This window comes from Pseudoduganella sp. R-43 (assembly GCF_049913255.1).
GTDB lineage: Bacteria > Pseudomonadota > Gammaproteobacteria > Burkholderiales > Burkholderiaceae_D > Rugamonas.
On the sequence record NZ_CP183988.1, the window covers coordinates 251,419 to 276,297 of the forward strand.

Below are 24,879 nucleotides of genomic sequence, written 5' to 3' on the forward strand. Positions count from 1 at the left end.
CGACAATGCCGCATATCGAAAGCAAACTCAATCCGCGCAGCGAGGACTTCAAAGCCAACGCCGACGCCATGCAAGCCCTGGTCGACGACCTGCGCGCCAAGGTCGCGAAAGCGGCGCAAGGCGGCGGAGAAGCGGCCTGCGCCAAGCATGTGGCGCGCGGCAAGCTGCTGCCGCGCGACCGCGTACAGATGCTGCTCGATCCCGGCACGCCTTTCCTCGAATTCTCGCAGCTGGCTGCTTTCGATATGTACGACAACGCCGCTCCGGCAGCGGGCGTGATCACCGGCATCGGCCGAGTAAACGGCCAGGAATGCGTGATCGTCTGTAACGACGCCACTGTGAAGGGCGGTACTTACTACCCGATGACGGTGAAGAAGCACCTGCGCGCGCAGGAGATCGCCGAGCAGAACAACCTGCCGTGCATCTACCTGGTGGATTCGGGCGGCGCCAACCTGCCGAACCAGGACGACGTGTTCCCGGACCGCGACCACTTCGGCCGCATCTTCTTCAACCAGGCCAATATGTCGGCCAAGGGCATCCCGCAGATCGCCGTGGTGATGGGTTCCTGCACCGCCGGCGGCGCCTACGTGCCGGCCATGTCGGACGAATCGATCATCGTGAAGGAACAGGGCACTATCTTCCTCGGCGGCCCTCCGCTGGTGAAGGCGGCGACCGGTGAAGTGGTTTCCGCTGAAGACCTGGGCGGCGGCGACGTGCACACCCGCCTGTCCGGCGTGGCCGATCACCTGGCCAAGGACGATATGCATGCGCTGTCGATGGCGCGCACAATCGTGTCGAACCTGAACCGCCAGAAGCCGCAACAGGGCGTGCTGCGCGAAGCGGTGGAACCGAAATACGCGCCGGAAGAACTGTACGGCGTGATTCCTGTCGACACCCGCAAGCCTTTCGATATCCGAGAAGTGATCGCGCGTATCGTCGACGGCTCCGAATTCGATGAGTTCAAGGCCCGCTACGGCACCACGCTGGTGTGCGGCTTCGCCCACATCTACGGCATGAAGGTCGGCATCATCGCCAATAACGGCATCCTGTTTTCCGAGTCCGCGCTGAAAGGCACGCACTTCATCGAACTGTGCTGCCAGCGCAAGATCCCGCTGGTCTTCCTGCAGAACATCACCGGCTTCATGGTCGGCCGCAAGTACGAAAACGAAGGCATCGCCCGCAACGGCGCCAAGATGGTGACCGCCGTCGCTACCGCTTCCGTGCCGAAGTTCACCGTGATCATCGGCGGCTCCTTCGGCGCCGGCAACTACGGCATGTGCGGCCGCGCCTACTCGCCACGCATGCTGTGGATGTGGCCTAACGCGCGCATCTCCGTGATGGGCGGCGAGCAGGCAGCCGGCGTGCTGGCCACCGTCAAGCGCGACGGCATCGAAGCCAAGGGCGGCCAGTGGAGCGCCGAGGAAGAAGCGGCCTTCAAGCAGCCGATCAAGGAACAGTACGAAGTGCAGGGCCATCCTTACTACGCCTCCGCGCGCCTGTGGGACGACGGGGTGATCGATCCGGCCGACACCCGCATGGTGCTGGGCCTGGGCCTGTCCGCCGCGCTCAACGCGCCAATCCCGGACACCAAGTTCGGCGTGTTCCGCATGTAAGGAGATGGCGATGACTTATGAAACCCTGACCGTCGACATCAACGACAAGATCGCCACCGTCACCCTGAACCGCCCTGACGTGCGCAATGCCTTCAACGAGCATTCGATCAACGACCTGGCGCGCGCCTTCTCGGAGCTGGGCCGCAACGAAAACGTGCGCGCCATTGTGCTGGCGGGTAACGGCCCGGCCTTCTGCGCCGGCGGCGACCTGAACTGGATGAAGAAGATGGCCCATTACACCCACGAGGAGAATGAGGCCGACGCCATGCAGCTGGCGCAAATGCTGCGCACTATCTACCTGTGCCCGAAACCGACCGTCGCGCGCGTGCATGGCGATTGCTATGCGGGCGGCATGGGTCTCGTCTCCGCCTGCGACATCATTGTCGCCGTGCCGGAAGCGAATTTCTGCCTGAGCGAAGTGAAACTGGGTCTGATCCCCGCGACCATTTCGCCGTATGTGATCAAGGCGATGGGTGAGCAGGCTTCGCGCCGCTATTTCCTCACCGCCGAACGTTTCAGCGCCGCCGAAGCCCACCGCATCGGCATGGTGCACGAACTGGTCGCCGCCGACGCACTGGACGCCAAAATGGCGGAAGTGCTGAAGGCGCTGGTGACCAACAGCCCGAATGCAGTGAAGGAAGCCAAAGTGCTGGTGCGCGACATCGCCGGCAAGCCGGTGAACGATGCACTGCTGGCCGATACGGCCCAACGCATCGCCCACATCCGCGCTTCCGAGCAGGGCCGCGAAGGCGTGACTTCCTTCCTGGAGAAGCGCAAGCCGGGCTGGCTGAATTGAACGGAGCAGTTTTTGGAAGCAAACCAACAAAGCGATTGGGTAGCACGTAGCCTGAAGTCAGTCTGGCACCCGTGCACCCAGATGCAGCACCATGAAACGGTCCCGCTGATCCCGGTCAGCCATGGCCGCGGCGTGTGGCTGTATGACCATCAAGGCAACCGCTACCTGGATGCGATCAGCTCCTGGTGGGTGAACCTGTTCGGCCATGCCAACCCGCGCATCAACGCGGCGCTGCGCGAACAGCTCGACATGCTGGAGCATGCGATGCTGGCCGGCTTCACCCACGAGCCGGTGATCCAGCTCAGCGAACGCCTGGCGGCGCTGACCCAGCACCAGCTGGGCCACGCCTTCTACGCGTCGGACGGCGCGTCGGCGGTCGAAATCGCGTTGAAAATGAGCTTCCACGCCTGGCGCAATATGGGCCAGGGCGACAAGCAGGAATTCGTTTGCCTGAAGGGCAGCTACCACGGCGAGACGATCGGCGCGCTGGCCGTGACCGACGTGGCGCTGTTCAAGGATGCTTACGGCCCGCTGCTGCGCGCCACGCAGACCGTGATGTCGCCCGACTCGCGCCAAGCGGCAGAAGGCGAAACGGCGGCCGACGTGGCACGCCGCGCCGCGGCCGATGTCGAACGCATGTTCACCGAACGCGCCGGCAAGATCGCCGCCATCATCATCGAACCGCTGGTGCAGTGCGCCACCGGCATGGCGATGCACGACCCGCTCTACCTGAAACTGGTGCGCGAGCTGTGCGACAAGCACGGCGTGCACCTGATCCTGGACGAAATCGCCGTCGGCTGCGGCCGCACCGGCACCTTCTTCGCCTGCGAACAGGCCGGCATCTGGCCTGACTTCCTGTGCCTGTCGAAGGGCATCAGCGGCGGCTACCTGCCGCTGTCCATCGTGCTGTCGCGCGACGAGATCTACCAAGCGTTCTACGATGCCGACGTCACGCGCGGCTTCCTGCACTCGCACTCGTACACCGGCAACCCGCTGGCCTGCCGCGCGGCCTTGGCCACGCTGGACATCTTTGCTGAAGACCATGTGCTGGAAGCGAACAAGGCGCGCTCGCGCAAGCTGACCGAGGCGCTGGCGCCGCTGGCCAACCACGAGCACACCGAGAACTTCCGCAACCGCGGCATGATCTGGGCCTTTGATGCCGTCGGCGCTACGCCGGGCTTCTCGCGCCGCTTCTTCACCGAGGGCACGAGGCAGGAACTGCTGCTGCGCCCCATCGGCAATACCGTGTACCTGATGCCGCCGTATATCCTCAGCGATGAGGAAATCGATGGACTGGCTGCGCGCACCTTGTCGGTGTTCGAGAAAACGCGGGTGGGCTGATCATGGAACTGCTCGCAAAACTCGACCAGCAATTGCAAGCGCTGGATGACAAAAGCCTGATCCGCAAACGGCGCTCGGTCGAAACGGCCTGCGCGCCGCGCATGATGGTCGACGGCCGTGAACTGCTGGCCTTCTGCAGCAATGACTACCTCGGCCTGGCAGCGCATCCGCGCGTGGCCGAAGCGATGCACCAGGGGATTGAACTGTATGGCGCCGGCAGCGGCGCCGCGCACCTGGTCAGCGGCCATAGCCGCGCGCACACCTTGCTGGAGCAACGCCTCGCAGAATTCCTGTCGCCGCACCTGGTTGAGGCGCAGGCGCTGTATTTCTGCACCGGCTACATGGCCAACCTGGCCGTGGTGACCGGCCTCGCAGCCGGCGACAAGGACACTGAAATCTTCAGTGAAGCACTCAACCACGCATCCCTGATCGACGGCGCCCGCCTGGCACGCACCAAGGTTTCCGTCTACCCGCACGCCGACGTGGCCGCGCTGGGAGAACTCCTGTCCGCCAGCACCGCCAGCAACAAGATCGTGGTGACGGACGCCGTGTTCAGCATGGATGGCGACCTGGCCGACCTGCCGGCGCTGCTGGCCCTGTGTGAACGTCACAAGGCCTGGCTGGTGGTGGACGACGCCCACGGCTTCGGCACGCTGGGCGAGAATGGCCGCGGCGCATTGGAGCACTACGCCATGCGCTCGCCTTACCTGGTCTATGTCGGCACCCTGGGCAAGGCTGCCGGCGTGGGCGGCGCCTTCGTTGCGGCGCACCGTACCGTGGTGGAAACGCTGATCCAGCGTGCCCGTCCTTACATTTTCACCACCGCTGCGCCGCCCGCATTGGCTCACGCGCTGCAAGCCAGCCTGGACATCATCTGCGGTGACGAAGGCCGCGAGCGCCGCGCTCACCTGCAAGCGCTGGTGGCACAATTGCAGGACAGCCTGCACTTGAAGCGCTGGCAACTGCTGCCGTCGAAAACGGCAATCCAGCCAATCATCATTGGCGAGAACGAAGAAACCATGCGCATGTCCGCCGCGCTGTACGAGCAAGGCATCTGGGTGGGCGGCATTCGCCCGCCAACGGTGCCAGCAGGTACTGCGCGCCTGCGTGTCACGCTGTCCGCCGGCCACACCGCCGACGACGTGCGCCGCCTGGCAGACGCAATTAACGAATTAGAAAGGACCTGATATGGCGCTTGAAGACCCTGTCATCGCTCCTGCACCCCAAGCCGCAGCGGCCGCCGATGGCCTGCCGCCGCGCTTCGCCTGCTTCGTGGCAGGCACCGACACCGAAATTGGCAAGACCCTGACGTCTTCCGCCATGCTGTATTCCCTGGTGCGCAATGGAGCGCGCGCCTGCGGCATGAAACCCGTCGCCGCCGGTGCGGTGATGAAGAACGGCCAGTTGCACAACGACGACGCCGACCAGCTGATCGAAGCGAGCAATGTGCACTTGCCGCAGGCGCTGACCACTCCCTTCATGCTGAAAGAGCCGGCTGCACCGCATATCGCCGCCGCCCTGGAAGGTGTTGAAATCGATCCGGTGCCGATCCTGGCCGCCTACGTGGAAGTCGCTGCCGCAACGGACGCCATCGTGGTGGAAGGCGTGGGCGGTTTCCGCGTGCCGCTGACCGACGATTTCGACACCGCCGACCTGGCCCAGCAGCTTGCGCTGCCGGTCGTGCTGGTGGTGGGCCTGCGCCTGGGCTGCATCAACCACGCGCTGCTGACCGTGGAAGCGATCGAGTCACGTGGCCTGAAGCTGGCCGGCTGGGTCGCCAACACCCTGGAATTTGAAATGAATTTCGCGGACGAGAATATCGCCGCACTGGCAGCGCGCATTCCGGCGCCGCTGCTCGGCCGCATCCCGCGACTGGCAAAGCCGACTGCCGCCGCTGCTGCCGAATACCTGAACTTCACGTCCCTGCCAAACTGGCCGGGCCGCCGCACCACGTAAGAGAGGAAGAACATGTCCCTGCAAGAACCTAAAGCCGTCCAACTGCACCGTCCAACCGCCGCCATCAAGCTGCCGGAAGCCGCTACCTGGCCCCTGGAAGACGTGATGGCCCTGTACGAGCTGCCATTCAACGAGTTGATGTTCCGCGCACAGGAAGCCCACCGCGCCCACTGGCCGGACGGCGACGTCGAACTGGCGACCCTGCTCTCGATCAAGACCGGCGGCTGCGAAGAGGATTGCGGCTACTGCCCGCAGGCCGCACGCTACGACACCGGCGTCGAAGCCAAAAAGATCCTGGACCTGGACACCGTGCTGGATGCCGCCAAGCAGGCAAAGGACAACGGCGCGACCCGTTTCTGCATGGGCGCCGCATGGCGCAGCCCGAAAGAGCGCGACATGGAAAAGGTCGAAACCATGGTGCGCGAAGTCAAGGCGATGGGCCTGGAAACCTGCGCCACCCTGGGCATGCTGGAAGCCGAGCAGGCGCAGCGCCTGAAGGACGCCGGCCTGGACTACTACAACCACAACCTGGACACTTCGCCGGACTTCTACGACAACGTGATCTCCACCCGCCAGTACCAGGACCGCCTGGACACCCTGGGCCACGTGCGCAACGCCGGCCTGAAGGTTTGCTGCGGCGGCATCGTGGGCATGGGCGAAACGCGCGAACAGCGCGCCGGCCTGATCGCCCAACTGGCCAACCTGAATCCATACCCTGAATCGGTACCGGTCAACCACCTGGTGCAGGTGGAAGGCACTCCGCTGCACGGCCTGGACAAGCTGGACCCGCTGGAATTCGTACGCACCATCGCCGTCGCCCGCATCACAATGCCGAAAGCGCGCGTGCGCCTGTCCGCCGGCCGCCGCGAGCTGGGCGAAGCCGTGCAGGCCATGTGCTTCATGGCCGGCGCCAACTCGATCTTCTACGGCGACAAGCTGCTGACCACCGACAATCCGGAAGCCAACGACGACCGCGCATTGCTGGCAAAACTGGGCTTGCCGACCCGCGGCGCCGTCCTGGACTCTGTACAAAAAGAAGCCTGCGGCTGCTAAGAAAAAAATTCAAAAAAGAGTAGAGAGAGACATGTTCAAAAAAATCCTGATTGCCAACCGTGGCGAGATCGCTTGCCGCGTCGCTGCAACTGCACGCCGCCTGGGCATCAAGACCGTCGCCGTGTATTCGGACGCGGACGCCAATGCCAAGCACGTCGCCGTCTGCGACGAAGCGGTGAACATCGGCCCCGCCGCCGCCAAGGAATCCTACCTGTGCGGCGACAAGCTGATCGCCGTGGCGTTGGCCACCGGTGCGGAAGCGATCCACCCGGGCTATGGTTTCCTGTCCGAGAACGCCGAGTTTGCGGATGCCTGCGCCGAAATGGGCCTGGCCTTCATCGGCCCGCCGGCTTCCGCCATGCGCGCCATGGGCTCGAAGTCGGCTGCCAAGCAGCTGATGGAAAAAGCCAATGTGCCACTGGTGCCGGGCTACCACGGCGACAATCAGGATGCAGGCTTCCTGCAGGAACAGGCCGACCGCATCGGCTACCCTGTGCTGCTGAAGGCTTCGGCCGGCGGCGGCGGCAAGGGCATGCGCGTGGTCGAATCGTCGGAAGCGTTCAAGGATGCGCTGGCGTCCTGCAAGCGCGAAGCGATCAGCTCCTTCGGCGACGACAAGGTGCTGGCCGAGAAATACCTGCAGCGTCCGCGCCACATCGAAATCCAGGTGTTCGCCGATACCCACGGCAACTGCATCTACCTGTTCGAGCGTGACTGCTCCGTACAGCGCCGCCACCAGAAAGTGCTGGAGGAAGCGCCTGCACCGGGCATGAGCGCCGAGCGCCGCGCAGCAATGGGTGAAGCTGCCGTTGCCGCCGCGCGCGCCGTGGGTTACGTTGGCGCCGGTACGGTGGAATTCATCGCCAACCAGGACGGCAGCTTCTACTTCATGGAGATGAACACCCGCCTGCAAGTTGAGCACCCGGTGACAGAAATGATCACCGGCACCGACCTGGTGGAATGGCAGATCCGCGTCGCCGCCGGCGAAACCCTGCCGAAGAAGCAGGAAGAACTGACCATCAACGGCCACTCGATCGAAGCGCGTATCTATGCCGAGAATCCGGAGAAAGGCTTCCTGCCGTCGATCGGCACGCTGCGCCACCTGGAAACGCCAGCCGCGGCCAACTTCGAGCTGGGGGGCGTGCCCGGCCATCCGGCTGCCGTGCGTATCGATTCCGGCGTGCGCGAGAACGATGCCATTTCGCCTTTCTACGATCCGATGATCGCGAAGCTGATCGTGTGGGGCGCAGACCGCAAGCAGGCGCTGGCCCGCATGGCGCAAGCACTGTCGCAATACCAGATCGTCGGCCTGGCGACCAATATCGCCTTCCTGAAACGCCTGGTGGAAGGCGACGCCTTCGCCAACGCAGACCTGGATACCGGCCTGATCGAACGCAACCACGATGCGCTGTTCCCTCCGGCGCGTTCGATTCCGGTTGCTGCCGTCGCGCTGGCCGCGGTGTCGCTGATCGAAGAAGAGAAGGAAAAGTCGGCCGCGCAATCGGGCGCCAACAAAGGCGATCCGTGGGGCCAGGCGCTGGGCTGGCGCATGAACTTCCATTACGCCCGCAAGCTGGCTTTCAGCGACGAACATGGCAAGCAGTACGCGCCGATGCTGACCTATTTGCCGCACGGCTGGCGCTTCGAGATCAAAGGCCTGGAAGTCGACCTGTCGCTGTTCAGGCAGGACGGCGTGGACCTGAGCATCAAGCTAGGCGAAACCTCGGTGCATGGCACCGTGCGCCGCGATGGCGATGTATTCCACGTGTTCACCGGCGGCGGCCACTATGTGCTGGACTATAACGACCCGATGGCGCACGCCGGCGAGTCCGAAGCCGAAGGCGGCCGCCTGACCGCACCGATGCCGGGCAAGGTGGTTGCCGTGCTGGCTGAAAAAGGCAAGGAAGTGAAAAAGGGCGATGCGCTGGTCATCATGGAAGCGATGAAGATGGAGCACACCATCTCCGCCCCGCATGACGGCGTGGTCGAAGAGGTCCTGTACGCGGTGGGCGACCAGGTGGCAGACGGCGCGCCGCTGCTGGCCTTCAAGACCGCCGCTTAAGGAGAGGCGCATGCGCATCCTGCTTTATCGCGCGGATGGCAATACCGCGCCGTGGATCAAGGATTTCGCCGAATTCATGCCGGAGGCCGAAGTGGTCGTATGGCGCGAAGGCATCGGCGAGCTTCCAGCCTGTGACTACGCAGTGCTGTGGACGCCGCCGCAATCCATGCTGGCCGACCTGGCGCGCGTGAAGGCGATTTTCCTGACTGGCGCAGGTGCTGACGCGATCATGAAGTACTCGCACGCGATTCCGCCGCACATTCCGATCGTGCGCCTGAATGACGCGGGCATGGGCATCCAGATGGCGGAGTACGTCACGCACGCCGTGCTGCGTTATTTCCGCCGGCTCGACGAATACGAGGCACAGGCCCGCGCCGGCGCCTGGCTGCAACTTGAAGCGCGTGACAAGGCCGATTTTTCGGTGGGCGTGATGGGCGTTGGCGCGCTCGGATCGCGCGTGATCGAGGCTTTGCGTCCATTCGAGTTTCCGTTGCGCGCCTGGAGCCGGTCGCCAAAATCGCTGGCTGGCGTTGAATCCTTCCATGGCGATGAGGGGCTGGACGCTTTCCTCGGCTCGTCGCGCGTGGTGGTGTGCATGCTGCCGCTGACGGAAGAGACCACCCACATCCTCAACCGCGCGAACATGATGAAGCTGCCGCAGGGCGCCTACCTCATCAACGTTGGGCGCGGTGCGCATATTTCCGAACCGGACCTGCTATCGCTGATCAAGTCCGGCCATATCGCGGGCGCCATGCTGGACGTGTTCCGCAACGAGCCGCTGCCGGCGCAGCATCCGTTCTGGCAGGAGCCGCGCATTACGATCACGCCGCATATTTCCGCGCTGACGTTGCGCCGCGAAAGCGTGGAGCAGATGGCCGGCAAGATGCGCCAGCACGCACGCGGCGAAGAGGTCGCCGATGTCATCAATCGCACAAAGGGATACTGAAATGAGTTTGCCAAAGAAGGTCAAGATTGTTGAAGTGGGCCCGCGCGACGGGCTGCAGAATGAAAAGGGCGACGTCCCGGCCGAGGTGAAGATCGAGCTGGTGAACCGCCTGACGGAAGCAGGCTTCCCGAATATCGAAGCGGCATCCTTCGTGTCGCCGAAGTGGGTGCCGCAGATGGCGACTTCGAAAGAAGTCATGGCGGGCATCACCCGCAAGCCGGGCGTGATCTACTCCGCGCTGACGCCGAATATGCAGGGCTTTGAAGCCGCGCTGGCGGCGGGCACCAATGAAGTCGTGATTTTCGGCGCAGCGTCTGAAGCATTCTCGCAGAAGAACATCAACTGCTCGATCGCAGAATCGATCGAACGCTTCGTACCGGTCGCCAAAGCGGCCAAGGATGCCGGCCTGCGCCTGCGCGCCTCGGTCAGCACGGCGTTTGGCTGCCCATACCAGGGCGAGGTGCCGCTGGATTCCGTGGCCTATGTTGTGGGCCGCATGCGCGACCTGGGTTGCGACGAGATCGATATTGCCGACACTATCGGCGTGTCGACTCCGCGCAAGACCCTGGCGGTGATGGAGCGCGCGATCAAGGAGTTCCGCGCCGAATCGCTGGCCGGCCACTTCCACGATACCTACGGCCAGGCGCTGGCGAACATCTACGCCTCGATGGAACTGGGGATCGAGATTTTCCACTCCTCCGTATCCGGCCTGGGCGGCTGCCCCTATGCCAAGGGCGCTACCGGCAACGTCGCCACCGAGGACGTGATCTACATGATGAATGGGCTCGGCATCGAGACCGGCGTGGACCTGGACAAGGTGGTCGACGCCGGCCAGTTCATCTCCAGCTTCCTGGGCCGCAAGGCCGCCAGCCGCGCGGGCAATGCCATTGCCGCCAAGCGCGCAGGGTAAGGCGCATGGCCAGGCTCTTGAAGATTTGGGGTCTCTGCATGGCTTTTGGCGCCGGCATCGCACCTGCGCATGCCGCAGTGTCCCCGCAGGAAGCAAATGCCAAGGTTGCCGCCGAGATCAAGCAAAGCCGGAAGGTACTCGAGGCTGCTTGCGAGGCAGCTTATGCGAAATTGCCGGGAAGATAGGTCAGCTTTCATCCGAACGGCCGCGTTGCAGGAACACTTCCCGCAGTGCGGCCGCTGCGCGCTGCAGCGCTTGCCAGTTGGGCGTTGCGAACAAGGCTTCAAGCCGCGGCAGGGGATGCGGCGCTCCAGCCGCGATATCACTCCACGTGCGCGCGAACTGCGCGATGCCGTTGCGCTCCTCCGCCGAGAAGACCGGTTCAGTGAAATGCGTCTTCCAGTCTGGCGTTACCCAATCCTCCCATTGATTCAAGACTTCGTCCGCCGCCGACATGGCCGGCGCGGAAGCTTGCAGTTGGCGTTGTGCGTCGAAAGAGCTGGCCAGTTCCAGGTATTCAATGATGCGGTTGCGCACGCGGCGCAGGCCGACTGGTTGCTCGGGCACGGAAGCGCGCGGGGTGCGCAGCCAGTAGTACAAGTCGTAAGTCGTAGCGCTTTCCGGCGCCGGTCCATCCGGGATATCGGTCTTTTGCTGCCACAACGGGAACCAGTGCGGATCGCGAACATGTTCAGCGCCTGTCGTGGCGCCGCCGAACTGCACGTATCGCACTTGAGCTTCAGCCAGGCTGTACACATTTGCGCCGCTTGCCAGGAAGGGGGAGTAGAGTTGCGGCAGGTCGTCGTGCCAGTCGCAGACAGGGCACGCTGCAAGTGAGCCGGGCGCGCCGGCGAAGGTGGCGTATCCGCAGCAAGGGCAGGTGTACATGGCTCTGATCCTAATGCAGAAAAAAAAAAGACCTGCACGAATGCAGGTCTTTTTTCTGAAACTTGGTCGGAGTACAAGGATTCGAACCTTGGACCCTCTGCTCCCAAAGCAGATGCGCTACCGGGCTGCGCTACACTCCGAAGAAGCAAGATAATACAAGCTGGGCAGGGGGCCGTCAACCCCCAGATTTAAAAGTTGGAGAATTTTGATGCCTTATCGAACGCCGAGATGGCGTATAGTGGCCGGTATCGTTATTTCTTTGCTACTGCACCTGGCAGCGGTGATCTTTGTGCGGCTGCCCGAACCGCGCAATGTGGCTGACTCCCGCACCTGGCTGACGAAGGTGGAAGTAAGGATAGTTGCGCCACCTGAGCCACCGGAACCGAAGCCGGAGGCGCAGAGCAAACCGGAGCGCGTTGCAGCCGCCGAGCCGCGCCGCCAGCCGCGTCGTGCAGAGCCGCGCAAGAACGCTGTCAAGGAAGAATCCGAGCTGGCAATCCAGCCAGCCCGCACATCCACGCTGGTGCTGAGTCCCGCCGAGCCGGGGGCAGCGCCGCACTTCGACCGCGAAACCGCGAAAGCCGCCGCGCGCGACATCGCAGGCGAGCTGGAAAGTGCCCCGCTCAAGATGCGCGAAACCCGGGACGAGAAGCTGGCCCGGCAAATCCAGAACGCCGCCCGGCCCAATTGCAAGGACGGCATCCCCGGCGGCCTGCTCGCCCCGCTCTACCTGATGATGGATAAGAAAGACAGCGGCTGCAAATGGTAAAAATCAATGGGGACGTACCCCATTTATTTTTACTGCTTGAGCTCGAGCGCGCGGTCGTAGAGGGCGTTCTTCTTTTTGCCGGTGATCTGGGCGGCGAGGGCGGCTGCTTGTTTAACCGGCAACTCGGCGAGCAGGATTGCCAGGATGCGGTCGGTTTCGGCGTCGTGGCCTTCTTCGGCTGGCGGGGCGCCTTCGACCAGGACCACGAATTCCCCTTTTTCATGGTTGGCGTCGGTTTTCAGCCAGCTGACCGCTTCGCCCAGCGGGCAGCGGTGGATCTGCTCGAACAGCTTGGTGACTTCGCGGGCGAAGACGACCTGGCGCTCGGCGCCGAAGGCGTCGCACAGCGCCTGGGCACACTCGACAATCCGGTGCGGGGCTTCGTAGAACACCAGCGTCGCCGGCGCGGACACCAGCCCTTGCAGCACGGTCTCGCGCTGCTTGGCCTTCGATGGCAAAAAGCCAACAAAGTGGAATTGGTCGTTGACCAGGCCGCTGGCCGACAACGCAGCCACGGCGGCCGAGGCGCCCGGCAAAGGAATCACGCGCAGGCCGGCGGCGCGCACGGCGTCCACGATGCGGGCGCCGGGGTCGGAAACGGCGGGCGTGCCGGCGTCGGACACCAGGGCAATGCGTTCGCCAGCCTGCAGGCGGCCGATCAGGCCTTCGGCCGCTTGACGCTCGTTGTGCATATGAGCTGCAATCAAGGGCTTGTGCAGGCCGAAGCGATTCATCAGCTGGGCCGTGTTGCGCGTATCTTCACACGCAACAGCGTCGACCAGCGACAGCACATGTAAAGCACGCAGGCTAATGTCAGTCACGTTGCCAATTGGTGTGGCCACCACGTATAAAGTTGCCGTAGGATAATTTTGGTGGGCGGTCTCGCCGAGGATTGGTAAACTGGCGAGAGAGCTGGAATCTTGTGCTGTCATTGGGGGAAGGATGCTGTCTAAAAATATCAAAACGCTGATACTTGGCGTTGCCACGGCCATGCTGGCCAGCGCTTGTAGCACGCCGTGCGACGCGCCCGGGGGATTGTGCGCGCCAATCACTTCGGTGACAAGTGCGCCGCCTGCCGTTGCCAAGGCGCCGCGGCCAAAACCGCCGGCGCCGCCGCCTGAACCGGAGGTCGTGGTCGAAACCTTCGCCGTGCCGTCGCCGGAAGATGCGGCGCGGCCGCCGAGCTTCATGCAGGTCGTCCCTCGGCCGGCAGAAAATGCCGATGGCAAGCGCGCTTACCGCATTGCCCTGCTGCTGCCGCTGCGCTCGGAGTCCCTGGGCCGTGCTGCCGATGCCTTGCGCGCCGGTTTCATGGCGGCGCTGGAGCGCGACAGCCACGGCTTTGAAGTCAATGTTGTGGAAACCGGCGATTCGCCGCAGGAAGTGCTGTCTGCTTACGTCACGGCCCAGGAAAAGAACGATATGGTGGTCGGCCCGCTGGCCCGTTCCGCCGTGACCGCCATTGCTGCCGGCCCGCTGGTGGAAAAGCCGACCATCGCGCTGAACCACCCCGAGTTGCGCGGCGATCCCCAGGTTCCGCCGCAAATGCTGACGATCGGCCTGTCCATCGAGGATGAGGCACGCCAGGTGGCCGAGTGGGGCGCGCGCGAAAATCCTTCCGCCAGGGCGCTGGTCATTTCCGGCAACTCATCCTGGCAGAAGCGCATTGCCGGCGCCATGAGCGCGCAATTGCAGCGCCTGGGCCTGCGCCCGCGCAACGTTGACCTGACTCCACTCAACGGCTACCTGCAAGACTCGGAACTGGTGGCCTTGCGCGGCCGCCTGCAAAGCGAGCCGGCCGGCGTGCTGTTCGCGGCGCTGGACCCGGACCAGCTGCGCCAGCTCAAGATCGCGTTGTCGGCGCCGCCGCTGGGCGAGCTCCCCTTGTATGGCACTTCTTCCCTGAATCCTGGCCGCACCATGTACCGCGCCGGTCCTGAACTGGACGGCGTGCGGCTGCTCGACCTGCCATGGCTGGTGCAGCGCGACCATCCGGCGGTGATGACCTATCCGCAGCCGGTGCCGCGCGACGAGGCGCGCATCAGCGCCGACATGGAGCGCGTGTATGCGCTGGGGATCGATGCCTTCCGCATCGCCCGCGAAATTGCGATCCAGCCGCAGCGCCGCTTCCAGCTTGATGGCGTGACCGGCCAGCTGACCATCGATTTCGGCAACGGGCCGTCCTGGTTCGAGCGGCTCGAGGTGCCGGCCGAGTACCACAACGGCGTGCCGGTACCGGTCGCCCAGTAAGGAAAACGCGTGCCCCGCACCGAACTGCAGGAAATCGGCCGGGGCGGCGAAGAGCGCGCCCTGGCTTTCCTGCAGCAGCAGGGGCTGACGCTGGTGGAGCGCAATTTCCTGTGCAAGACGGGGGAGCTGGACCTGGTCATGCGCGATGGCGAGCACCTGGTGTTTGTCGAAGTCCGGGAGCGCAATAGCCCCCATTTTGGCGGCGCAGCCGCCAGTATTTCTCCCGCAAAGCAGCGCCGCGTGCTGCGTGCCGCCAAGTTTTACCTGCTGCGTTTTGCCAAAATGCCACCATGCCGCATCGACGTGGTGGCCATCGACGGGGAACGCATTAGTTGGCTGCGCAACGCTATCATTGATCAAATGTAAGCATTTTTAACAGCGCTTGTGAGGCCCGCCAAGCCACTGCACTATAATTACGCACACTATGACCAATCAACGCATCCTCTCGCACTTCCACGAAAGTGCCGAACTCAAGATCCAGTCCGCAACCGTCCTGGCGCAGCCTATCGCGCAGGCGGTGGAACTGATGTTCTCTGCCCTCTCGAACGGCAACAAGATCCTGGCCTGCGGCAATGGCGGCTCGGCGGCTGACGCCCAGCACTTCGCCGCGGAACTGGTGGGCCGTTTCGAGCGTGAACGCTTCCCGCTGCCGGCAATTTCGCTGGCAACCGACACCTCGATCCTGACCGCAGTGGCCAACGACTACAGCTACCGCGAGATCTTTTCCAAGCAGGTGCAGGCGTATGGCCAGGCTGGCGACATCCTGCTGGCGATTTCCACATCGGGCAATTCGGCCAACGTGATGGCGGCAATCGAAGCGGCGCTGGAACGCGAGATGCGCGTAGTGGCACTGACCGGCAAGGGCGGCGGCGCGATCGGCAAGATGCTGACCGATGCCGACGTGCATATCTGCGTACCGGCCGATCGCACCGCCCGTATCCAGGAAATCCACCTGTTGACCATTCACTGCATGTGCGACGGCATCGACGTTGCACTGTTCGGAGGAGATGTAAATGAATAAAGCCCGTCCACTTTCGCTGGCCGTGATGGCCGCGGTCCTGGCGAGCACCACCCTGTCCGCTTGCGCCCCGATCCTGGTCGGCGGCGCGGTTGCCGGCACCCTGGCGGCGTCGGATCGCCGCACACTGGGCGCGCAGACCGAGGACAAGTCGATCGTGGTCAAGGCCGAGGTGAAGATGCCTAACATCGCCGGCAAGAGCGCCCACGTCAACGTGAACAGCTTTAACCGCCGCGTGCTGCTGACCGGCGAAGTGCCTGACGACGAGACCAAGGCCAAGGTGGAGCGCGAAGTGCGCGCCATCGACGGCGTGCAGAACGTGACCAATGAACTGGAAGTAGGCTTCTCCTCCAGCTACACCTCGCGTTCCAACGATGCGCTGATCACCTCCAAGGTCAAACTGAGCCTGGCCGATGCCAAGGATATCTCGGCCAATTCCTTCAAGGTCGTCACCGAGAAGGGCGCCGTGTTCCTGATGGGCCGCGTGACCCAGCGTGAAGGCGCGCAGGCGGCCGACATCGCGCGCGGCGTGGCCGGCGTGACCAAGGTCGTTAAAGTGTTCGAGTACATCACCGATGAAGACGTCAAGCAGTACCAGCCGTCCCAGCAGGCTTCCCAAGGCTAAAGACATATCATGAGTACGGGCTCCAGGGCATGGGTTAAACCGGCAATTGCGCTTGCCGTCATTGCCGGCATCGGCTTCACGACATACCAGTCGCTGAACAAGCGCCAATCCGCGCCTGCGGTGACCTTCCTCGGCATCAAAGGGGAAAAGATCACGCCCGAGAGCCTGAAAGGCAAAGTGGTGATGGTGAATTTCTGGGCCACCTCGTGCACCACCTGCGTGGCCGAGATGCCCGAAATGGTCGAAACGTACAACAAGTACAAGGGCCAAGGCCTGGAATTCGTCGCCGTGGCGATGAAGTACGACGCGCCCAACTACGTGGTCAACTTCACCGAAACCCGCCAACTGCCTTTTAAAGTGGCGCTGGACGTGACCGGCGACGCCGCCAAGGCCTATGGCGACGTCTCCATGACGCCGACGACCTTCGTCATCGACAAGGACGGCAACATCATCAAGCGCTATGTGGGCAAGCCGGAATTCCCGGCCCTCCACGCGCTGCTCGAAAAAGCCCTGAAGGGTTGAATTACTCGCCCCAGCCGCTGGGGTCCAGCGAGTTGTAGGCCCGGATCTCCTTCTTCCCGCCTTTCAGCTGGTAATAGTCGCTCTCATACAGGCGGAATGAGCACAGGTCGATCGGCGTCACTTCCGATGCATTGATGGAGGAAATCGCGCCGGCTGCCTCCAGGCTGCCGGTGACCAGCTCGGAGCAGAAGAAGCGCGCGAAGTCTTCCTTGTTATGCGTGAGCTTTTCCGCAACCGGGATGCTGTCGAAGGCATCGAGGGCGGATTTGATCGCCTGCGGCATGTCGTAGGGCTTGTGGTTCTGGTGGATGAGGAAGTCGTAAAAGGCCTTCTTGTTCATCTTGTCCCACAATCCTTTTTCGATGGGAAGCCACCAGATCTCGCCGTCATAGGTTTCGACCCGGTCGCTGAGCCGGCTGATGGAAACGCCGGAAAAGCCATTCAGCGTCGTGGATTCGATCACCTGGTTGAACATCCCGGGTTGTTCATCCTGGTCGATCAGCAGCTTGGTCTGCAGGATGACGCCCACGTGCGAAACGGGCGCCCTCGTCGCCCACTTGATCACTTCCGAAAAATCGCCCTTGCCGGAAAACGCAATGACATCGCCAGCTTTCATTTGCGCCCTGACATCGCTGTATTTGGCCGGAATCCATGCCATGACTGCCTCCCTAGGTTTTGGTCCGTGAGATTTCAGTTTAGGCAGCGCCAGCCGGGCCATTCTCTCGAATTGTCACATCACGCTTTGGGGTAGAGGATCATCTGCGTGCAGCGGAACAGGGCGATGGCTTTGCCGGTCGCCTTGTTGGTCACCGTTGCATCCCACACCTGCGTGGTGCGGCCGCCGTGCACCATGCGGGCGGAGACGGCGATCGTACCTTCGCGCGCGGTGCCGAGGTGGTTCGACTTCAGTTCGATCGTGGTGAAATTCTGGGCGCCTTCCGGCAGGTTGGCGATGCAGCCGAAGCCGCAGGCTGTGTCGGCCAGGGTGACGACCGTGCCGGCATGCAGGTAGCCGTTCGGCGCAAGGTGGTGCTGGACGATGTCGATTTCCGCCTGCAATTCGCCTTCCGCGGCGCCGGTGACGCGCACGCCAAGGTGGCCGGTCAGGTTGTTGTGAGTGAGTTGGTTGAGTTTTTCGAGGTCGAACTTCATCAGGCTTGTCTCCGTTTACAGATAAAGGATCATAGCAGCCGGAAACAGGGTATGCTTACGCATGCGCGACCTGCCCCACAAGGGCCCGGTCTGCAGGCAAGACCAGAAGCTCAAAAGGTGGATTCAACCGATTAACTTACGGAGAATGACCTATGAACGAACGAGAGCAACTGTCTGCCATCGTGCAGCGCATGGAAGTGAAGCTGACGCAGGGCCACCAGGAAGATTGGGCCCGCCTGCTGCACCGCGCCCGCACGCTGAGCGCCTTCGATTGCTCGGCCGCCAAGGGCGAGATCCTGCATTATTTCGGCGGCGCCGGCTCGATCAGCGATCTTCAGCTTGATGAAGAATTCAGCGACCTGCGCACCCAGCTCTACACCCTCTGCTACGGCAAGCACACCACGCATTGAAGCGCAGGACTGTCCGCCTGCTGTTCCTGGCCTGGGCCCTGGTTTCGACGGGCTGGCTGGCCAACTCGTTCCGGACGCGCGGCGTCGATCCGGCGCTGCTGCGCGGCAGCGTCGATGCCGAAGAATCCCTTAGCCTCCCGCCGCGCGCTTCGGGCGCCACGTCTGGATTGCTATTCTTTTGCGGCTCGGGCGTCGCGGCGGAGGCCTATGTCCCGATGCTGCGCCAGGTTGCCGATGCCGGCTATCCCGTTGTGATCATCAAGCTGCCGTTGCGCTTCGCCCCGCTCGACAGCAGCAAGGATGAGGCTTTGGCGAGGGCGCATCGGGCCATGGCGGCCCATGCCGATGTCCGGCGCTGGACTATCTCCGGCCATTCGCTGGGCGCCGCGCTGGCGGCCCGGCTGGCCTACCAGGAGCCGGCGCTCCCGGCCGCGTTGGTCCTGGTTGGCACCACCCATCCCAAGCAGGAGGATCTCTCCAAACTGCCTTTTCCCGTTACGAAGGTCTTTGCGTCCAACGATGGCGTGGCGCGCATCGGCGACGTGATGCATAACAAGCCGCTGCTGCCGGCGCAAACGCGCTGGGTGGAAATCAAGGGCGGCAACCATTCGCAGTTTGGACATTACGGCCACCAGTTGCTCGATGGCGAGGCGGCGATCAGCCGGGAGGCGCAGCAGGCGGTCGTCGTGCAAGCGCTGCTTGCTGCTCTCAAGCCCAGTTGATGGGGTCTTTGCCTTGCTGCGCCAGGTAAGCGTTGGCGCGCGAGAAGGGGCGGCTGCCGAAGAAACCCTTATGCGCTGAGAAGGGCGAAGGGTGGGGCGAGGTGATGACCAGGTGCTTGCGCGGGTCGATCAGGGCGCGCTTGGCGATGGCATAGCTGCCCCACAGGATGAAGACCAGGCCGTCGCGGCCGGCCGACAGGCGCTTGATGGCGCTGTCGGTGAAATTTTCCCAGCCCTTGCCGGCGTGCGAGCCTGCTTCGCGGGCGCGCACTGTCAGCACGCAGTTCAAGAGAAACACGCCTTGGCCAGCCCAGTCGGACAAGTCGGTGCGCTGGCGCGCCACACCCAGGTCGGTTTGCAGTTCCTGGAAGATGTTCTGCAGGCTCGGTTGCGGGCGATTGCCGTCGGGGACGGAGAAGCAGAAGCCCATGGCGGCGCCGGGCGTGTGGTAAGGGTCCTGGCCGAGGATCACCACTTTCACGTCGTCGAACGGCGTCAGGTCGAATGCGCGGAAAATATTGCGGCCGGCGGGGAAGCATTGGCGCTCGGCGTATTCGGTACGTACGAAACTGGTTAGCGATTGCCAGTAAGGCTGCGCGAATTCTTCTTCCAGTTGGGCTTTCCAGCTTGGTTCAATGCGGACGGTCATATCGAAATCTTATCATCCTGCGGCAGGCCTATACTGGCGCAATGGAATCGCATCCGAACCTGTTTGCCCATGCCGTGGCTGCAGCACCGGTCAATATCCGGCGCACTGCGCGGTTTGGCGAGGCGTTCGAGGCAATCACCCGGAATTGCCTGGCGCAGGTCCGTGGCAACTTGCCGGGCGTGCTGGCGGGGGACGTCGAAAGCCTGCACCAGATGCGGGTCGGCGTCCGGCGATTGCGCGCGCTCCTGTCGGCGGCAAAGTCCTGGGATCCTTTGCCGGAGGGGACCGCTGGCAAACTGCGCTGGTTTGGCGTTGAGCTGGGCCGGGCGCGCAACTGGGACGTCTTCCTTGAGTCGACCTTGCCCAGCCTTGGCGGTTCGTCCGAACCGGTGGAGGCGATGGCGCGCGAGCTGGCTGCGAAGCAGCGCGCCCACATCCAGCATTTGCTGCATGGTGCACGCTGCAAGGCGCTCATGGACGAACTGGCACTATGGAGCGGGGAACGCCTGTGGCGTGATCCGGCTCGCATACAGCCTTGGGACAAGGATGCGCGCAAGGTGGCGCGGTCCTTGCTGCGGCAGGCGCGCGAGCGGGTCAGGAAGCGCATCCGCCGGCTTGACGCAGCGCAGCCCAGCAGCTTGCACCGGCTGCGCATCGCAGTGAAGAAGGAGCGCTATATGCGCGAGTTCTTCAACATGAATGCACGCGCGCAGGTACTGTCCGACGCGCAGGAATTGCTGGGCAAGCTGAACGACGGCCGTGTTGCACGCGACCTGCTGCGCACCCTGCAGGATCACTTGCCCAGGCATGCGGCCGAACTGTCGTTCCTGGAGGGCTTGCTGGCGGAGCGGCAGGAGCATGAGATGCCGAAGGCCTTGCGTTTCGCCCGCCGCAAACTCTAGTCGTCCAGGCCTTTGCCGGCCAGGATCTGCGGCATGCATTTCTCGACGCGCGACTGGCGGGTCTTGGATTGCTTGGCGGAGGAGAAGTGCAGCAGGTAGCCGCGCTGGCGGCCCGGCGTCAGGCCGTAGAAGGCTTCCGCCAGTGCTGGATGCTCGTCGAGCTTTTGCAGGAATTCGTCGGCCATCGGGAAGTCTTCGGTCTTGCGGAATTCGACCTTGGCGCCCGACTTTTCCAGCTCGATCGCTTCTTCGACGTAGGCCTTGATGATTTTTGCCTGCCGCTTGATGTCGGCGAGGCCGGTGAAGCGGAGCTGGCGCCCTGCTTGAACGTTGGCAGTCTGCTGCACCAGGATGTTTTCCGGATCCTGCATCAGGGAGCCCTTGAAGAACAGAAGCGCGCAGTATTCCTTGAAACCGTGGATCAGGACCACGTTCTGGTCATTGTAGGTAAAGCACGCGCATCCCCATTTCGTCTCCTCGGCCAAATGCGTGGAGAGAACGATCTTGCGCAGTGCTTCGAATTCCTCGTGCCATTTATGCTCAGCCATTCTTGCCTCCCGTTGTTATTAGGTCGGCAATATACTACTTCAGAATGGCTGATTCGGCTCAGGCCTGTTCCAGGACGTTGTGGGCCTGGACGTCGGCGTGATACGAGGAACGGACCATGGCGCCAACCGCGGCGTGGGCGAAGCCCATTTCGTAGGCTTTTTCTTCGAACATCTTGAATACGTCCGGGTGCACGTAACGGCGAACCGGGAGGTGGCTGTTGGACGGCGCCAGGTACTGGCCGATGGTCAGCATGTCGATGTCGTGCGCGCGCATGTCGCGCATCACTTCCAGGATCTCTTCGTCGGTCTCGCCCAAGCCGACCATCAGGCCGGACTTGGTCTTGACGTGCGGGTAGCGTGCCTTGAAGTCTTTCAGCAGCGTCAGCGAGTGCTGGTAGTCGGCGCCTGGGCGGGCTTCCTTGTACAGGCGAGGCACGGTTTCCAGGTTGTGGTTCATCACGTCCGGCAAGCCGTCGGCGAAGATGTCCAGCGCCTTTTCCAGGCGGCCGCGGAAGTCGGGCACCAGCACTTCAATCTGGGTCTTGGGCGACAGTTCCTTGGTCTTGGTGATGCACTCGACGAAGTGGCCGGCGCCGCCGTCGCGCAGGTCGTCGCGGTCCACCGAGGTGATCACCACGTAGGACAGGCGCAGCTTGGCGATGGTGTTGGCCAGGTTGATCGGCTCCTGGGTGTCCAGCGGGTCAGGGCGGCCGTGGCCCACGTCGCAGAACGGGCAGCGGCGGGTGCACTTGTCACCCATGATCATGAAAGTAGCAGTACCCTTGCCGAAGCATTCGCCGATGTTCGGGCAGCTCGCTTCTTCGCACACGGTCACCAGCTTGTTCTCGCGCAGGATGTCCTTGATCTCGTAGAAGCGGGAAGAATGCGATGCCGCTTTGACGCGGATCCACTCCGGCTTCTTCAGGCGCTCGGCCTGTTCGATCGGGATGATCTTGATCGGGATGCGGGAGGTCTTGTCGGCGCCTTTTTGCTTGTCGCTTGGGTTGTAAGTCATAGCTGCTTGCTTTCAAGTTAATTCAGGTTCGGCCACCTGGAGCTGGTTGACCAGCTCCTTGGCCAGGGCCTGCTGGACATCGGCCAGCGGGACATCCACGCCCATCGATCGCATGTCGATGGTTTCCAGGCCTGCGTAACCGCAGGGATTGATCCAGGTGAAGGGGGCCAAGTCCATGCCCACGTTGAGCGATACGCCGTGGTAGGTGCAGCCATTACCGCGCACCTTCAGGCCGAGGGCGGCGATCTTGGCGCCTTTTTTCGGGCCGTTGGCGATGTAGATGCCGGGCGCGCCTTCAACGCGCTCGCCGGCGAGATTATACGCGGCCAGCACATTGATGATCGCTTCTTCGATCTTGTTGACGAACTGGCGGGCATACAGCTTTCCGCCCTTCTTGTTGCGGCGCAGGTCCATCATCAGGTAGATCACGACCTGGCCGGGGCCGTGGAAGGTCACCTCGCCGCCGCGGTCGGTCTGCACCGTGGGAATCGAGGTGGCGCCGGCCAGCAGGTGGCCGCGGTCGGCACCCAGGCCCAGCGTATAGACGGGCGGGTGCTCGACGATCCACAGTTCGTCGGGCGTGTCTTCCTGGCGCGCGTCGGTGAAGGCGCGCATCGCTGCGAAAGTTGGCTCGTATTCGGCTTGGCCGAGATGGCGGATCACCGCCGGCTGGATAGGCATAGGGCTACAGGTCGGGAAAAGCCCGTCCATTATACCGGTCCAGCCTTGTCGCTGCTTAATGGCTGAGCAGGTTTATGCCGATTTCCTTAGCCTGTCATCAGGTTGATGTTCTTTAGCCAATCTTGCAAGGACGGTCGCTGCGACTGGAAGATAACGTAATCCTTCAGCTTTTGCGGCACCGGGTCGCCATTCATCACCAGGCGGCTCAGCATGATGGCCAGGTCGGTATCGGCAATGCACCAGCTGCCAAACAGGTAATCGCCGTTGACCAGGCGTCCGGCCAGTTGCAGCAGCTTGTTCGCTGCCGCCTGGGCGGCTGGGGACAGTGGGGGCTCGGGCTGCTCGGCTCGCTTGTAGAACACGGTATAGGTGCTGCGGTCTTCCCTCAGCGCCTGCAGGTCGCTGCGAATCCAGGCCTGGACCTGGCGCGCGATCGCGCGTTTCTCTGGACGGACCGGGTACAAGCTGGGGTATTGCGGTGCGGGATACATCTCTTCCAGGTATTCGGTGATGGCACTCGACTCGGTGAGCATGAAGTCATCATGCACCAGGCATGGCACGCGGCCAGTCAGGGCCTTGGCCGTGAATGAGGGGTCCTTGTTCTGGCCAGCGTCCAGGTTCACCGTCTCCAACTCAAAGTCGAGGCCTTTTTCGCGCAGGGCGACATAGGCGGAAATGGCGTAAGGACTGACGAATTGACTGTCCACGTACAGTTTGAGACTCATGGCGGCGTTCCGACTTGGTAAAGTTTATTTATTTACATAATATTTGCTTGCCTCATGCTAGCCAAAACGATATATTTTCAACCGTCTTGCTAATTTTCCTCACATGCGAATTCCCAATCTATCTGCCCTGCGCGCCTTTGAAGCGGCAGTGCGCCACGGAAATTTCTCGCGGGCAGCGGCAGAGTTGTGCCTGACACACGGCGCGATCAGCCATCAGATCCGCGGCTTGGAACTAGAATTGGAGGTGCAATTGTTTGTGCGCCATGGACGACGCGTGACACCGACGGAGGAAGCGCGGCGGTATGCGGCCACCGTGGGGCGCTGCCTGGCAGAGCTGGGCGATGGCGCCGCCCAGCTGCGGCCGCAGCAAGGTTTGCAGCGCTTGAGCGTGACCTCCATCCCCTCCTTTGCCGCACGCTGGCTGGCGCCTCGGCTGGGACGATTTATTGAACAGCACCCGGAAATCGAAGTCGTGCTACAGCTCGGCCAGCAGTTGCAAGACCTGGCGCGCGACGGCATCGATATCGGCATCCGCTTCGGACGCGGCAAGTACCAGGGGCTCGAAACAGTCCACCTGAGCAGCGAAATCCTTTATCCGGTAGTAAGTCCTCGCTATCGCGGTGGCGACCTGCCGGCCTGCCCGCAAGATTTGGCGCACGCTACCCTGCTGCGCTCAGAGGACGCCTGGACGCCGTGGTTCCAGGCAGCCGGACTCAGCCTACCTGAGCCTGCTGGCGGTGTCATGTTCGAGGATTTGTCGATGCAGGTTCGTTCCGCCGTCGACGGCGACGGGGTGGCGCTGGTGCGTCATCTGGTGGCAATGGAGGAAATTGCTGCGGGACGCCTGGTGCGGCTGTTCGATATCGCCACGCCTTGCGCGTATGAGTACTATCTGGCGAGTCCGCCGCACGCCCTGCAGAAACCGCAGGTGCGGGCGTTCCGCGAGTGGCTGAAGGCGGAAATCGCCCGCAGCCAGCTTCTTAAAGCACCATCTTGACCATCGGGTGGCCGGACAGCGCGCGGTAAATATTGTCCAGCTGCTCGCGGCTGGTGGCGCGCACGGTGCAGGTCAGGCTGGTGTAATTCCCTTTTGCCGACGGACGCGATTCCAGCTTCCCTTCGTGGAAAGTCGGGTCGTGCTCGACCACTACCTCGATAATCGTGGTGGCGAAGGCGTCGTGGGTGGCGCCCATCACCTTGATCGGGAAGTCGCTCGGGTACTCAATGAGGGACTCTTCAGGCGAGATGGGTTTCATCATGATTTTTCCAATCTTGTAACAACAAAAAAAAAGACCCGGCGCGGTGCGAGTGCGCCGGGTTCCATTT

Annotated in this window: 29 protein-coding genes and 1 tRNA gene; 19 read left to right on the plus strand and 11 right to left on the minus strand. The window is 62.9% G+C overall.

The window, feature by feature from the left end:
* Positions 1 to 5 precede the first annotated feature (5 nt).
* Genes ACN9M3_RS01115 through ACN9M3_RS01155 form a run of 9 tightly spaced genes read left to right on the plus strand, consistent with a single transcriptional unit; the run spans position 6 to position 10,677 of the window.
* Positions 6 to 1,613 carry a carboxyl transferase domain-containing protein gene (locus tag ACN9M3_RS01115; protein WP_426166739.1) on the plus strand — a complete coding sequence of 536 codons (1,608 nt, stop codon included), beginning with the start codon at positions 6 to 8 and terminating at the stop codon, positions 1,611 to 1,613.
* 10 nt (positions 1,614 to 1,623) lie between these two features.
* The gene (locus ACN9M3_RS01120; protein ID WP_426320007.1) at positions 1,624 to 2,409 is read left to right on the plus strand and encodes an enoyl-CoA hydratase/isomerase family protein; all 786 of its coding nucleotides are present in this window, start codon (positions 1,624 to 1,626) and stop codon (positions 2,407 to 2,409) included.
* Positions 2,410 to 2,421: 12 nt separating this feature from the next.
* The gene (gene bioA / locus ACN9M3_RS01125; protein WP_426166743.1) at positions 2,422 to 3,750 is read left to right on the plus strand and encodes an adenosylmethionine--8-amino-7-oxononanoate transaminase; all 1,329 of its coding nucleotides are present in this window, start codon (positions 2,422 to 2,424) and stop codon (positions 3,748 to 3,750) included.
* 2 nt (positions 3,751 to 3,752) lie between these two features.
* Positions 3,753 to 4,937: an 8-amino-7-oxononanoate synthase gene (gene bioF, locus ACN9M3_RS01130; RefSeq protein ID WP_426166745.1), complete on the plus strand. Its 1,185-nt coding sequence runs from the start codon at positions 3,753 to 3,755 to the stop codon at positions 4,935 to 4,937.
* Between the two features lies 1 nt (position 4,938).
* Positions 4,939 to 5,706 carry a dethiobiotin synthase gene (bioD, locus tag ACN9M3_RS01135; RefSeq protein ID WP_426166747.1) on the plus strand — a complete coding sequence of 256 codons (768 nt, stop codon included), beginning with the start codon at positions 4,939 to 4,941 and terminating at the stop codon, positions 5,704 to 5,706.
* 12 nt (positions 5,707 to 5,718) lie between these two features.
* A complete protein-coding gene (bioB, locus tag ACN9M3_RS01140; protein WP_130316548.1) occupies positions 5,719 to 6,759 on the plus strand; it encodes a biotin synthase BioB in 1,041 nt (346 codons plus the stop codon).
* A 31-nt stretch (positions 6,760 to 6,790) separates the two neighbouring features.
* Positions 6,791 to 8,821 (plus strand): acetyl/propionyl/methylcrotonyl-CoA carboxylase subunit alpha, encoded by a 2,031-nt coding sequence (locus ACN9M3_RS01145; protein ID WP_426166749.1) that lies wholly within the window; start codon positions 6,791 to 6,793, stop codon positions 8,819 to 8,821.
* A 10-nt stretch (positions 8,822 to 8,831) separates the two neighbouring features.
* Positions 8,832 to 9,767: a 2-hydroxyacid dehydrogenase gene (locus ACN9M3_RS01150; RefSeq protein WP_426166751.1), complete on the plus strand. Its 936-nt coding sequence runs from the start codon at positions 8,832 to 8,834 to the stop codon at positions 9,765 to 9,767.
* 1 nt (position 9,768) lies between these two features.
* Positions 9,769 to 10,677 carry a hydroxymethylglutaryl-CoA lyase gene (locus ACN9M3_RS01155; RefSeq protein ID WP_426166753.1) on the plus strand — a complete coding sequence of 303 codons (909 nt, stop codon included), beginning with the start codon at positions 9,769 to 9,771 and terminating at the stop codon, positions 10,675 to 10,677.
* A gap of 186 nt (positions 10,678 to 10,863) precedes the next feature.
* On the opposite strand, the gene ACN9M3_RS01160 is transcribed toward ACN9M3_RS01155, so the two are convergent.
* Positions 10,864 to 11,565, minus strand: a complete 702-nt coding sequence (locus ACN9M3_RS01160; RefSeq protein ID WP_426166755.1) for a CPCC family cysteine-rich protein — start codon at positions 11,563 to 11,565, stop codon at positions 10,864 to 10,866.
* A gap of 63 nt (positions 11,566 to 11,628) precedes the next feature.
* Positions 11,629 to 11,705, minus strand: a tRNA-Pro gene (locus tag ACN9M3_RS01165).
* A gap of 68 nt (positions 11,706 to 11,773) precedes the next feature.
* Between ACN9M3_RS01165 and ACN9M3_RS01170 the strand changes: the two genes are divergently transcribed.
* Positions 11,774 to 12,334 (plus strand): hypothetical protein, encoded by a 561-nt coding sequence (locus ACN9M3_RS01170; protein ID WP_426166757.1) that lies wholly within the window; start codon positions 11,774 to 11,776, stop codon positions 12,332 to 12,334.
* 29 nt (positions 12,335 to 12,363) lie between these two features.
* Here the strand turns inward: ACN9M3_RS01170 and rsmI are convergent, their stop codons facing one another.
* On the minus strand, positions 12,364 to 13,266 hold the full coding sequence (rsmI, locus tag ACN9M3_RS01175) for a 16S rRNA (cytidine(1402)-2'-O)-methyltransferase (RefSeq protein WP_426166759.1): 903 nt from the start codon (positions 13,264 to 13,266) through the stop codon (positions 12,364 to 12,366).
* Positions 13,267 to 13,276: 10 nt separating this feature from the next.
* Here rsmI and ACN9M3_RS01180 point away from each other — a divergent pair, with 10 nt between their 5' ends.
* From ACN9M3_RS01180 to ACN9M3_RS01200, 5 genes are read left to right on the plus strand one after another with little or no spacing between them, the layout of a single operon-like run.
* Positions 13,277 to 14,584 (plus strand): penicillin-binding protein activator, encoded by a 1,308-nt coding sequence (locus tag ACN9M3_RS01180; protein WP_426166761.1) that lies wholly within the window; start codon positions 13,277 to 13,279, stop codon positions 14,582 to 14,584.
* A gap of 9 nt (positions 14,585 to 14,593) precedes the next feature.
* Complete coding sequence (locus tag ACN9M3_RS01185; RefSeq protein ID WP_426320012.1) at positions 14,594 to 14,950, plus strand: YraN family protein; 357 nt, start codon at positions 14,594 to 14,596, stop codon at positions 14,948 to 14,950.
* Positions 14,951 to 15,008: 58 nt separating this feature from the next.
* A complete protein-coding gene (locus tag ACN9M3_RS01190; RefSeq protein ID WP_426166765.1) occupies positions 15,009 to 15,605 on the plus strand; it encodes a phosphoheptose isomerase in 597 nt (198 codons plus the stop codon).
* Positions 15,598 to 16,227, plus strand: a complete 630-nt coding sequence (locus ACN9M3_RS01195) for a BON domain-containing protein (protein WP_426320014.1) — start codon at positions 15,598 to 15,600, stop codon at positions 16,225 to 16,227. Before ACN9M3_RS01190 ends, ACN9M3_RS01195 begins: the two co-directional genes overlap by 8 nt.
* A gap of 9 nt (positions 16,228 to 16,236) precedes the next feature.
* Positions 16,237 to 16,749 carry a TlpA disulfide reductase family protein gene (locus ACN9M3_RS01200; RefSeq protein WP_426166769.1) on the plus strand — a complete coding sequence of 171 codons (513 nt, stop codon included), beginning with the start codon at positions 16,237 to 16,239 and terminating at the stop codon, positions 16,747 to 16,749.
* Position 16,750: 1 nt separating this feature from the next.
* On the opposite strand, the gene ACN9M3_RS01205 is transcribed toward ACN9M3_RS01200, so the two are convergent.
* Together ACN9M3_RS01205 and ACN9M3_RS01210 are read right to left on the minus strand one after the other, a co-directional pair.
* Positions 16,751 to 17,407: a hypothetical protein gene (locus ACN9M3_RS01205; RefSeq protein WP_426320016.1), complete on the minus strand. Its 657-nt coding sequence runs from the start codon at positions 17,405 to 17,407 to the stop codon at positions 16,751 to 16,753.
* A gap of 77 nt (positions 17,408 to 17,484) precedes the next feature.
* Complete coding sequence (locus tag ACN9M3_RS01210) at positions 17,485 to 17,901, minus strand: PaaI family thioesterase (protein WP_426320018.1); 417 nt, start codon at positions 17,899 to 17,901, stop codon at positions 17,485 to 17,487.
* 152 nt (positions 17,902 to 18,053) lie between these two features.
* Here ACN9M3_RS01210 and ACN9M3_RS01215 point away from each other — a divergent pair, with 152 nt between their 5' ends.
* Both ACN9M3_RS01215 and ACN9M3_RS01220 read left to right on the plus strand, forming a co-directional pair.
* Positions 18,054 to 18,311 (plus strand): DUF6966 domain-containing protein, encoded by a 258-nt coding sequence (locus ACN9M3_RS01215; protein WP_426320020.1) that lies wholly within the window; start codon positions 18,054 to 18,056, stop codon positions 18,309 to 18,311.
* The gene (locus tag ACN9M3_RS01220) at positions 18,308 to 19,033 is read left to right on the plus strand and encodes an alpha/beta hydrolase (RefSeq protein ID WP_426166777.1); all 726 of its coding nucleotides are present in this window, start codon (positions 18,308 to 18,310) and stop codon (positions 19,031 to 19,033) included. The genes ACN9M3_RS01215 and ACN9M3_RS01220 overlap by 4 nt, the downstream gene beginning before the upstream one ends.
* Here the strand turns inward: ACN9M3_RS01220 and ACN9M3_RS01225 are convergent.
* Positions 19,020 to 19,682, minus strand: coding sequence for a uracil-DNA glycosylase (locus ACN9M3_RS01225; RefSeq protein ID WP_426166779.1), 663 nt, complete (start codon positions 19,680 to 19,682; stop codon positions 19,020 to 19,022). The two genes, ACN9M3_RS01220 and ACN9M3_RS01225, sit on opposite strands and share 14 nt — an antisense overlap.
* 41 nt (positions 19,683 to 19,723) lie before the next feature.
* On the opposite strand from ACN9M3_RS01225, the gene ACN9M3_RS01230 reads away from it, so the two are divergent.
* On the plus strand, positions 19,724 to 20,584 hold the full coding sequence (locus tag ACN9M3_RS01230) for a CHAD domain-containing protein (RefSeq protein ID WP_426320022.1): 861 nt from the start codon (positions 19,724 to 19,726) through the stop codon (positions 20,582 to 20,584).
* On the opposite strand, the gene ACN9M3_RS01235 is transcribed toward ACN9M3_RS01230, so the two are convergent.
* The 4 genes from ACN9M3_RS01235 to yfcF all read right to left on the minus strand — a co-directional run bounded on the left by ACN9M3_RS01235 (position 20,581) and on the right by yfcF (position 23,553).
* A complete protein-coding gene (locus ACN9M3_RS01235) occupies positions 20,581 to 21,132 on the minus strand; it encodes a YdeI/OmpD-associated family protein (RefSeq protein WP_426320024.1) in 552 nt (183 codons plus the stop codon). The two genes, ACN9M3_RS01230 and ACN9M3_RS01235, sit on opposite strands and share 4 nt — an antisense overlap.
* 58 nt (positions 21,133 to 21,190) lie before the next feature.
* Positions 21,191 to 22,147: a lipoyl synthase gene (lipA, locus tag ACN9M3_RS01240; RefSeq protein ID WP_057265523.1), complete on the minus strand. Its 957-nt coding sequence runs from the start codon at positions 22,145 to 22,147 to the stop codon at positions 21,191 to 21,193.
* Positions 22,148 to 22,159: 12 nt separating this feature from the next.
* The gene (lipB, locus tag ACN9M3_RS01245; protein WP_426320026.1) at positions 22,160 to 22,828 is read right to left on the minus strand and encodes a lipoyl(octanoyl) transferase LipB; all 669 of its coding nucleotides are present in this window, start codon (positions 22,826 to 22,828) and stop codon (positions 22,160 to 22,162) included.
* 86 nt (positions 22,829 to 22,914) lie between these two features.
* Positions 22,915 to 23,553 (minus strand): glutathione transferase, encoded by a 639-nt coding sequence (yfcF, locus tag ACN9M3_RS01250; protein WP_426320028.1) that lies wholly within the window; start codon positions 23,551 to 23,553, stop codon positions 22,915 to 22,917.
* Between the two features lie 103 nt (positions 23,554 to 23,656).
* Here yfcF and gcvA point away from each other — a divergent pair, with 103 nt between their 5' ends.
* The gene (gcvA, locus tag ACN9M3_RS01255; RefSeq protein WP_426320030.1) at positions 23,657 to 24,550 is read left to right on the plus strand and encodes a transcriptional regulator GcvA; all 894 of its coding nucleotides are present in this window, start codon (positions 23,657 to 23,659) and stop codon (positions 24,548 to 24,550) included.
* Here the strand turns inward: gcvA and ACN9M3_RS01260 are convergent.
* Positions 24,534 to 24,809 carry an HP0495 family protein gene (locus ACN9M3_RS01260; RefSeq protein ID WP_426172354.1) on the minus strand — a complete coding sequence of 92 codons (276 nt, stop codon included), beginning with the start codon at positions 24,807 to 24,809 and terminating at the stop codon, positions 24,534 to 24,536. The two genes, gcvA and ACN9M3_RS01260, sit on opposite strands and share 17 nt — an antisense overlap.
* Positions 24,810 to 24,879 lie beyond the last annotated feature (70 nt).

Excerpts from the sequence above, each read along its gene's own strand:
- ACN9M3_RS01210 (WP_426320018.1), bottom strand. The coding sequence starts at position 17,901 with ATGAAGTTCGACCTCGAAAAACTCAACCAACTCACTCACAACAACCTG.
- ACN9M3_RS01200 (WP_426166769.1), top strand. The coding sequence starts at position 16,237 with ATGAGTACGGGCTCCAGGGCATGGGTTAAACCGGCAATTGCGCTTGCC.
- yfcF (WP_426320028.1), bottom strand. The coding sequence starts at position 23,553 with ATGAGTCTCAAACTGTACGTGGACAGTCAATTCGTCAGTCCTTACGCC.
- gcvA (WP_426320030.1), top strand. The coding sequence starts at position 23,657 with ATGCGAATTCCCAATCTATCTGCCCTGCGCGCCTTTGAAGCGGCAGTG.
- ACN9M3_RS01115 (WP_426166739.1), top strand. The coding sequence starts at position 6 with ATGCCGCATATCGAAAGCAAACTCAATCCGCGCAGCGAGGACTTCAAA.
- bioB (WP_130316548.1), top strand. The coding sequence starts at position 5,719 with ATGTCCCTGCAAGAACCTAAAGCCGTCCAACTGCACCGTCCAACCGCC.
- bioF (WP_426166745.1), top strand. The coding sequence starts at position 3,753 with ATGGAACTGCTCGCAAAACTCGACCAGCAATTGCAAGCGCTGGATGAC.
- ACN9M3_RS01170 (WP_426166757.1), top strand. The coding sequence starts at position 11,774 with ATGCCTTATCGAACGCCGAGATGGCGTATAGTGGCCGGTATCGTTATT.
- ACN9M3_RS01260 (WP_426172354.1), bottom strand. The coding sequence starts at position 24,809 with ATGAAACCCATCTCGCCTGAAGAGTCCCTCATTGAGTACCCGAGCGAC.
- ACN9M3_RS01190 (WP_426166765.1), top strand. The coding sequence starts at position 15,009 with ATGACCAATCAACGCATCCTCTCGCACTTCCACGAAAGTGCCGAACTC.
- ACN9M3_RS01230 (WP_426320022.1), top strand. The coding sequence starts at position 19,724 with ATGGAATCGCATCCGAACCTGTTTGCCCATGCCGTGGCTGCAGCACCG.
- ACN9M3_RS01205 (WP_426320016.1), bottom strand. The coding sequence starts at position 17,407 with ATGGCATGGATTCCGGCCAAATACAGCGATGTCAGGGCGCAAATGAAA.
- lipB (WP_426320026.1), bottom strand. The coding sequence starts at position 22,828 with ATGCCTATCCAGCCGGCGGTGATCCGCCATCTCGGCCAAGCCGAATAC.
- bioD (WP_426166747.1), top strand. The coding sequence starts at position 4,939 with ATGGCGCTTGAAGACCCTGTCATCGCTCCTGCACCCCAAGCCGCAGCG.
- ACN9M3_RS01195 (WP_426320014.1), top strand. The coding sequence starts at position 15,598 with ATGAATAAAGCCCGTCCACTTTCGCTGGCCGTGATGGCCGCGGTCCTG.
- ACN9M3_RS01215 (WP_426320020.1), top strand. The coding sequence starts at position 18,054 with ATGAACGAACGAGAGCAACTGTCTGCCATCGTGCAGCGCATGGAAGTG.
- ACN9M3_RS01150 (WP_426166751.1), top strand. The coding sequence starts at position 8,832 with ATGCGCATCCTGCTTTATCGCGCGGATGGCAATACCGCGCCGTGGATC.
- ACN9M3_RS01180 (WP_426166761.1), top strand. The coding sequence starts at position 13,277 with ATGCTGTCTAAAAATATCAAAACGCTGATACTTGGCGTTGCCACGGCC.
- ACN9M3_RS01155 (WP_426166753.1), top strand. The coding sequence starts at position 9,769 with ATGAGTTTGCCAAAGAAGGTCAAGATTGTTGAAGTGGGCCCGCGCGAC.
- ACN9M3_RS01120 (WP_426320007.1), top strand. The coding sequence starts at position 1,624 with ATGACTTATGAAACCCTGACCGTCGACATCAACGACAAGATCGCCACC.
- lipA (WP_057265523.1), bottom strand. The coding sequence starts at position 22,147 with ATGACTTACAACCCAAGCGACAAGCAAAAAGGCGCCGACAAGACCTCC.
- ACN9M3_RS01160 (WP_426166755.1), bottom strand. The coding sequence starts at position 11,565 with ATGTACACCTGCCCTTGCTGCGGATACGCCACCTTCGCCGGCGCGCCC.
- ACN9M3_RS01235 (WP_426320024.1), bottom strand. The coding sequence starts at position 21,132 with ATGGCTGAGCATAAATGGCACGAGGAATTCGAAGCACTGCGCAAGATC.
- rsmI (WP_426166759.1), bottom strand. The coding sequence starts at position 13,266 with ATGACAGCACAAGATTCCAGCTCTCTCGCCAGTTTACCAATCCTCGGC.
- ACN9M3_RS01145 (WP_426166749.1), top strand. The coding sequence starts at position 6,791 with ATGTTCAAAAAAATCCTGATTGCCAACCGTGGCGAGATCGCTTGCCGC.
- ACN9M3_RS01225 (WP_426166779.1), bottom strand. The coding sequence starts at position 19,682 with ATGACCGTCCGCATTGAACCAAGCTGGAAAGCCCAACTGGAAGAAGAA.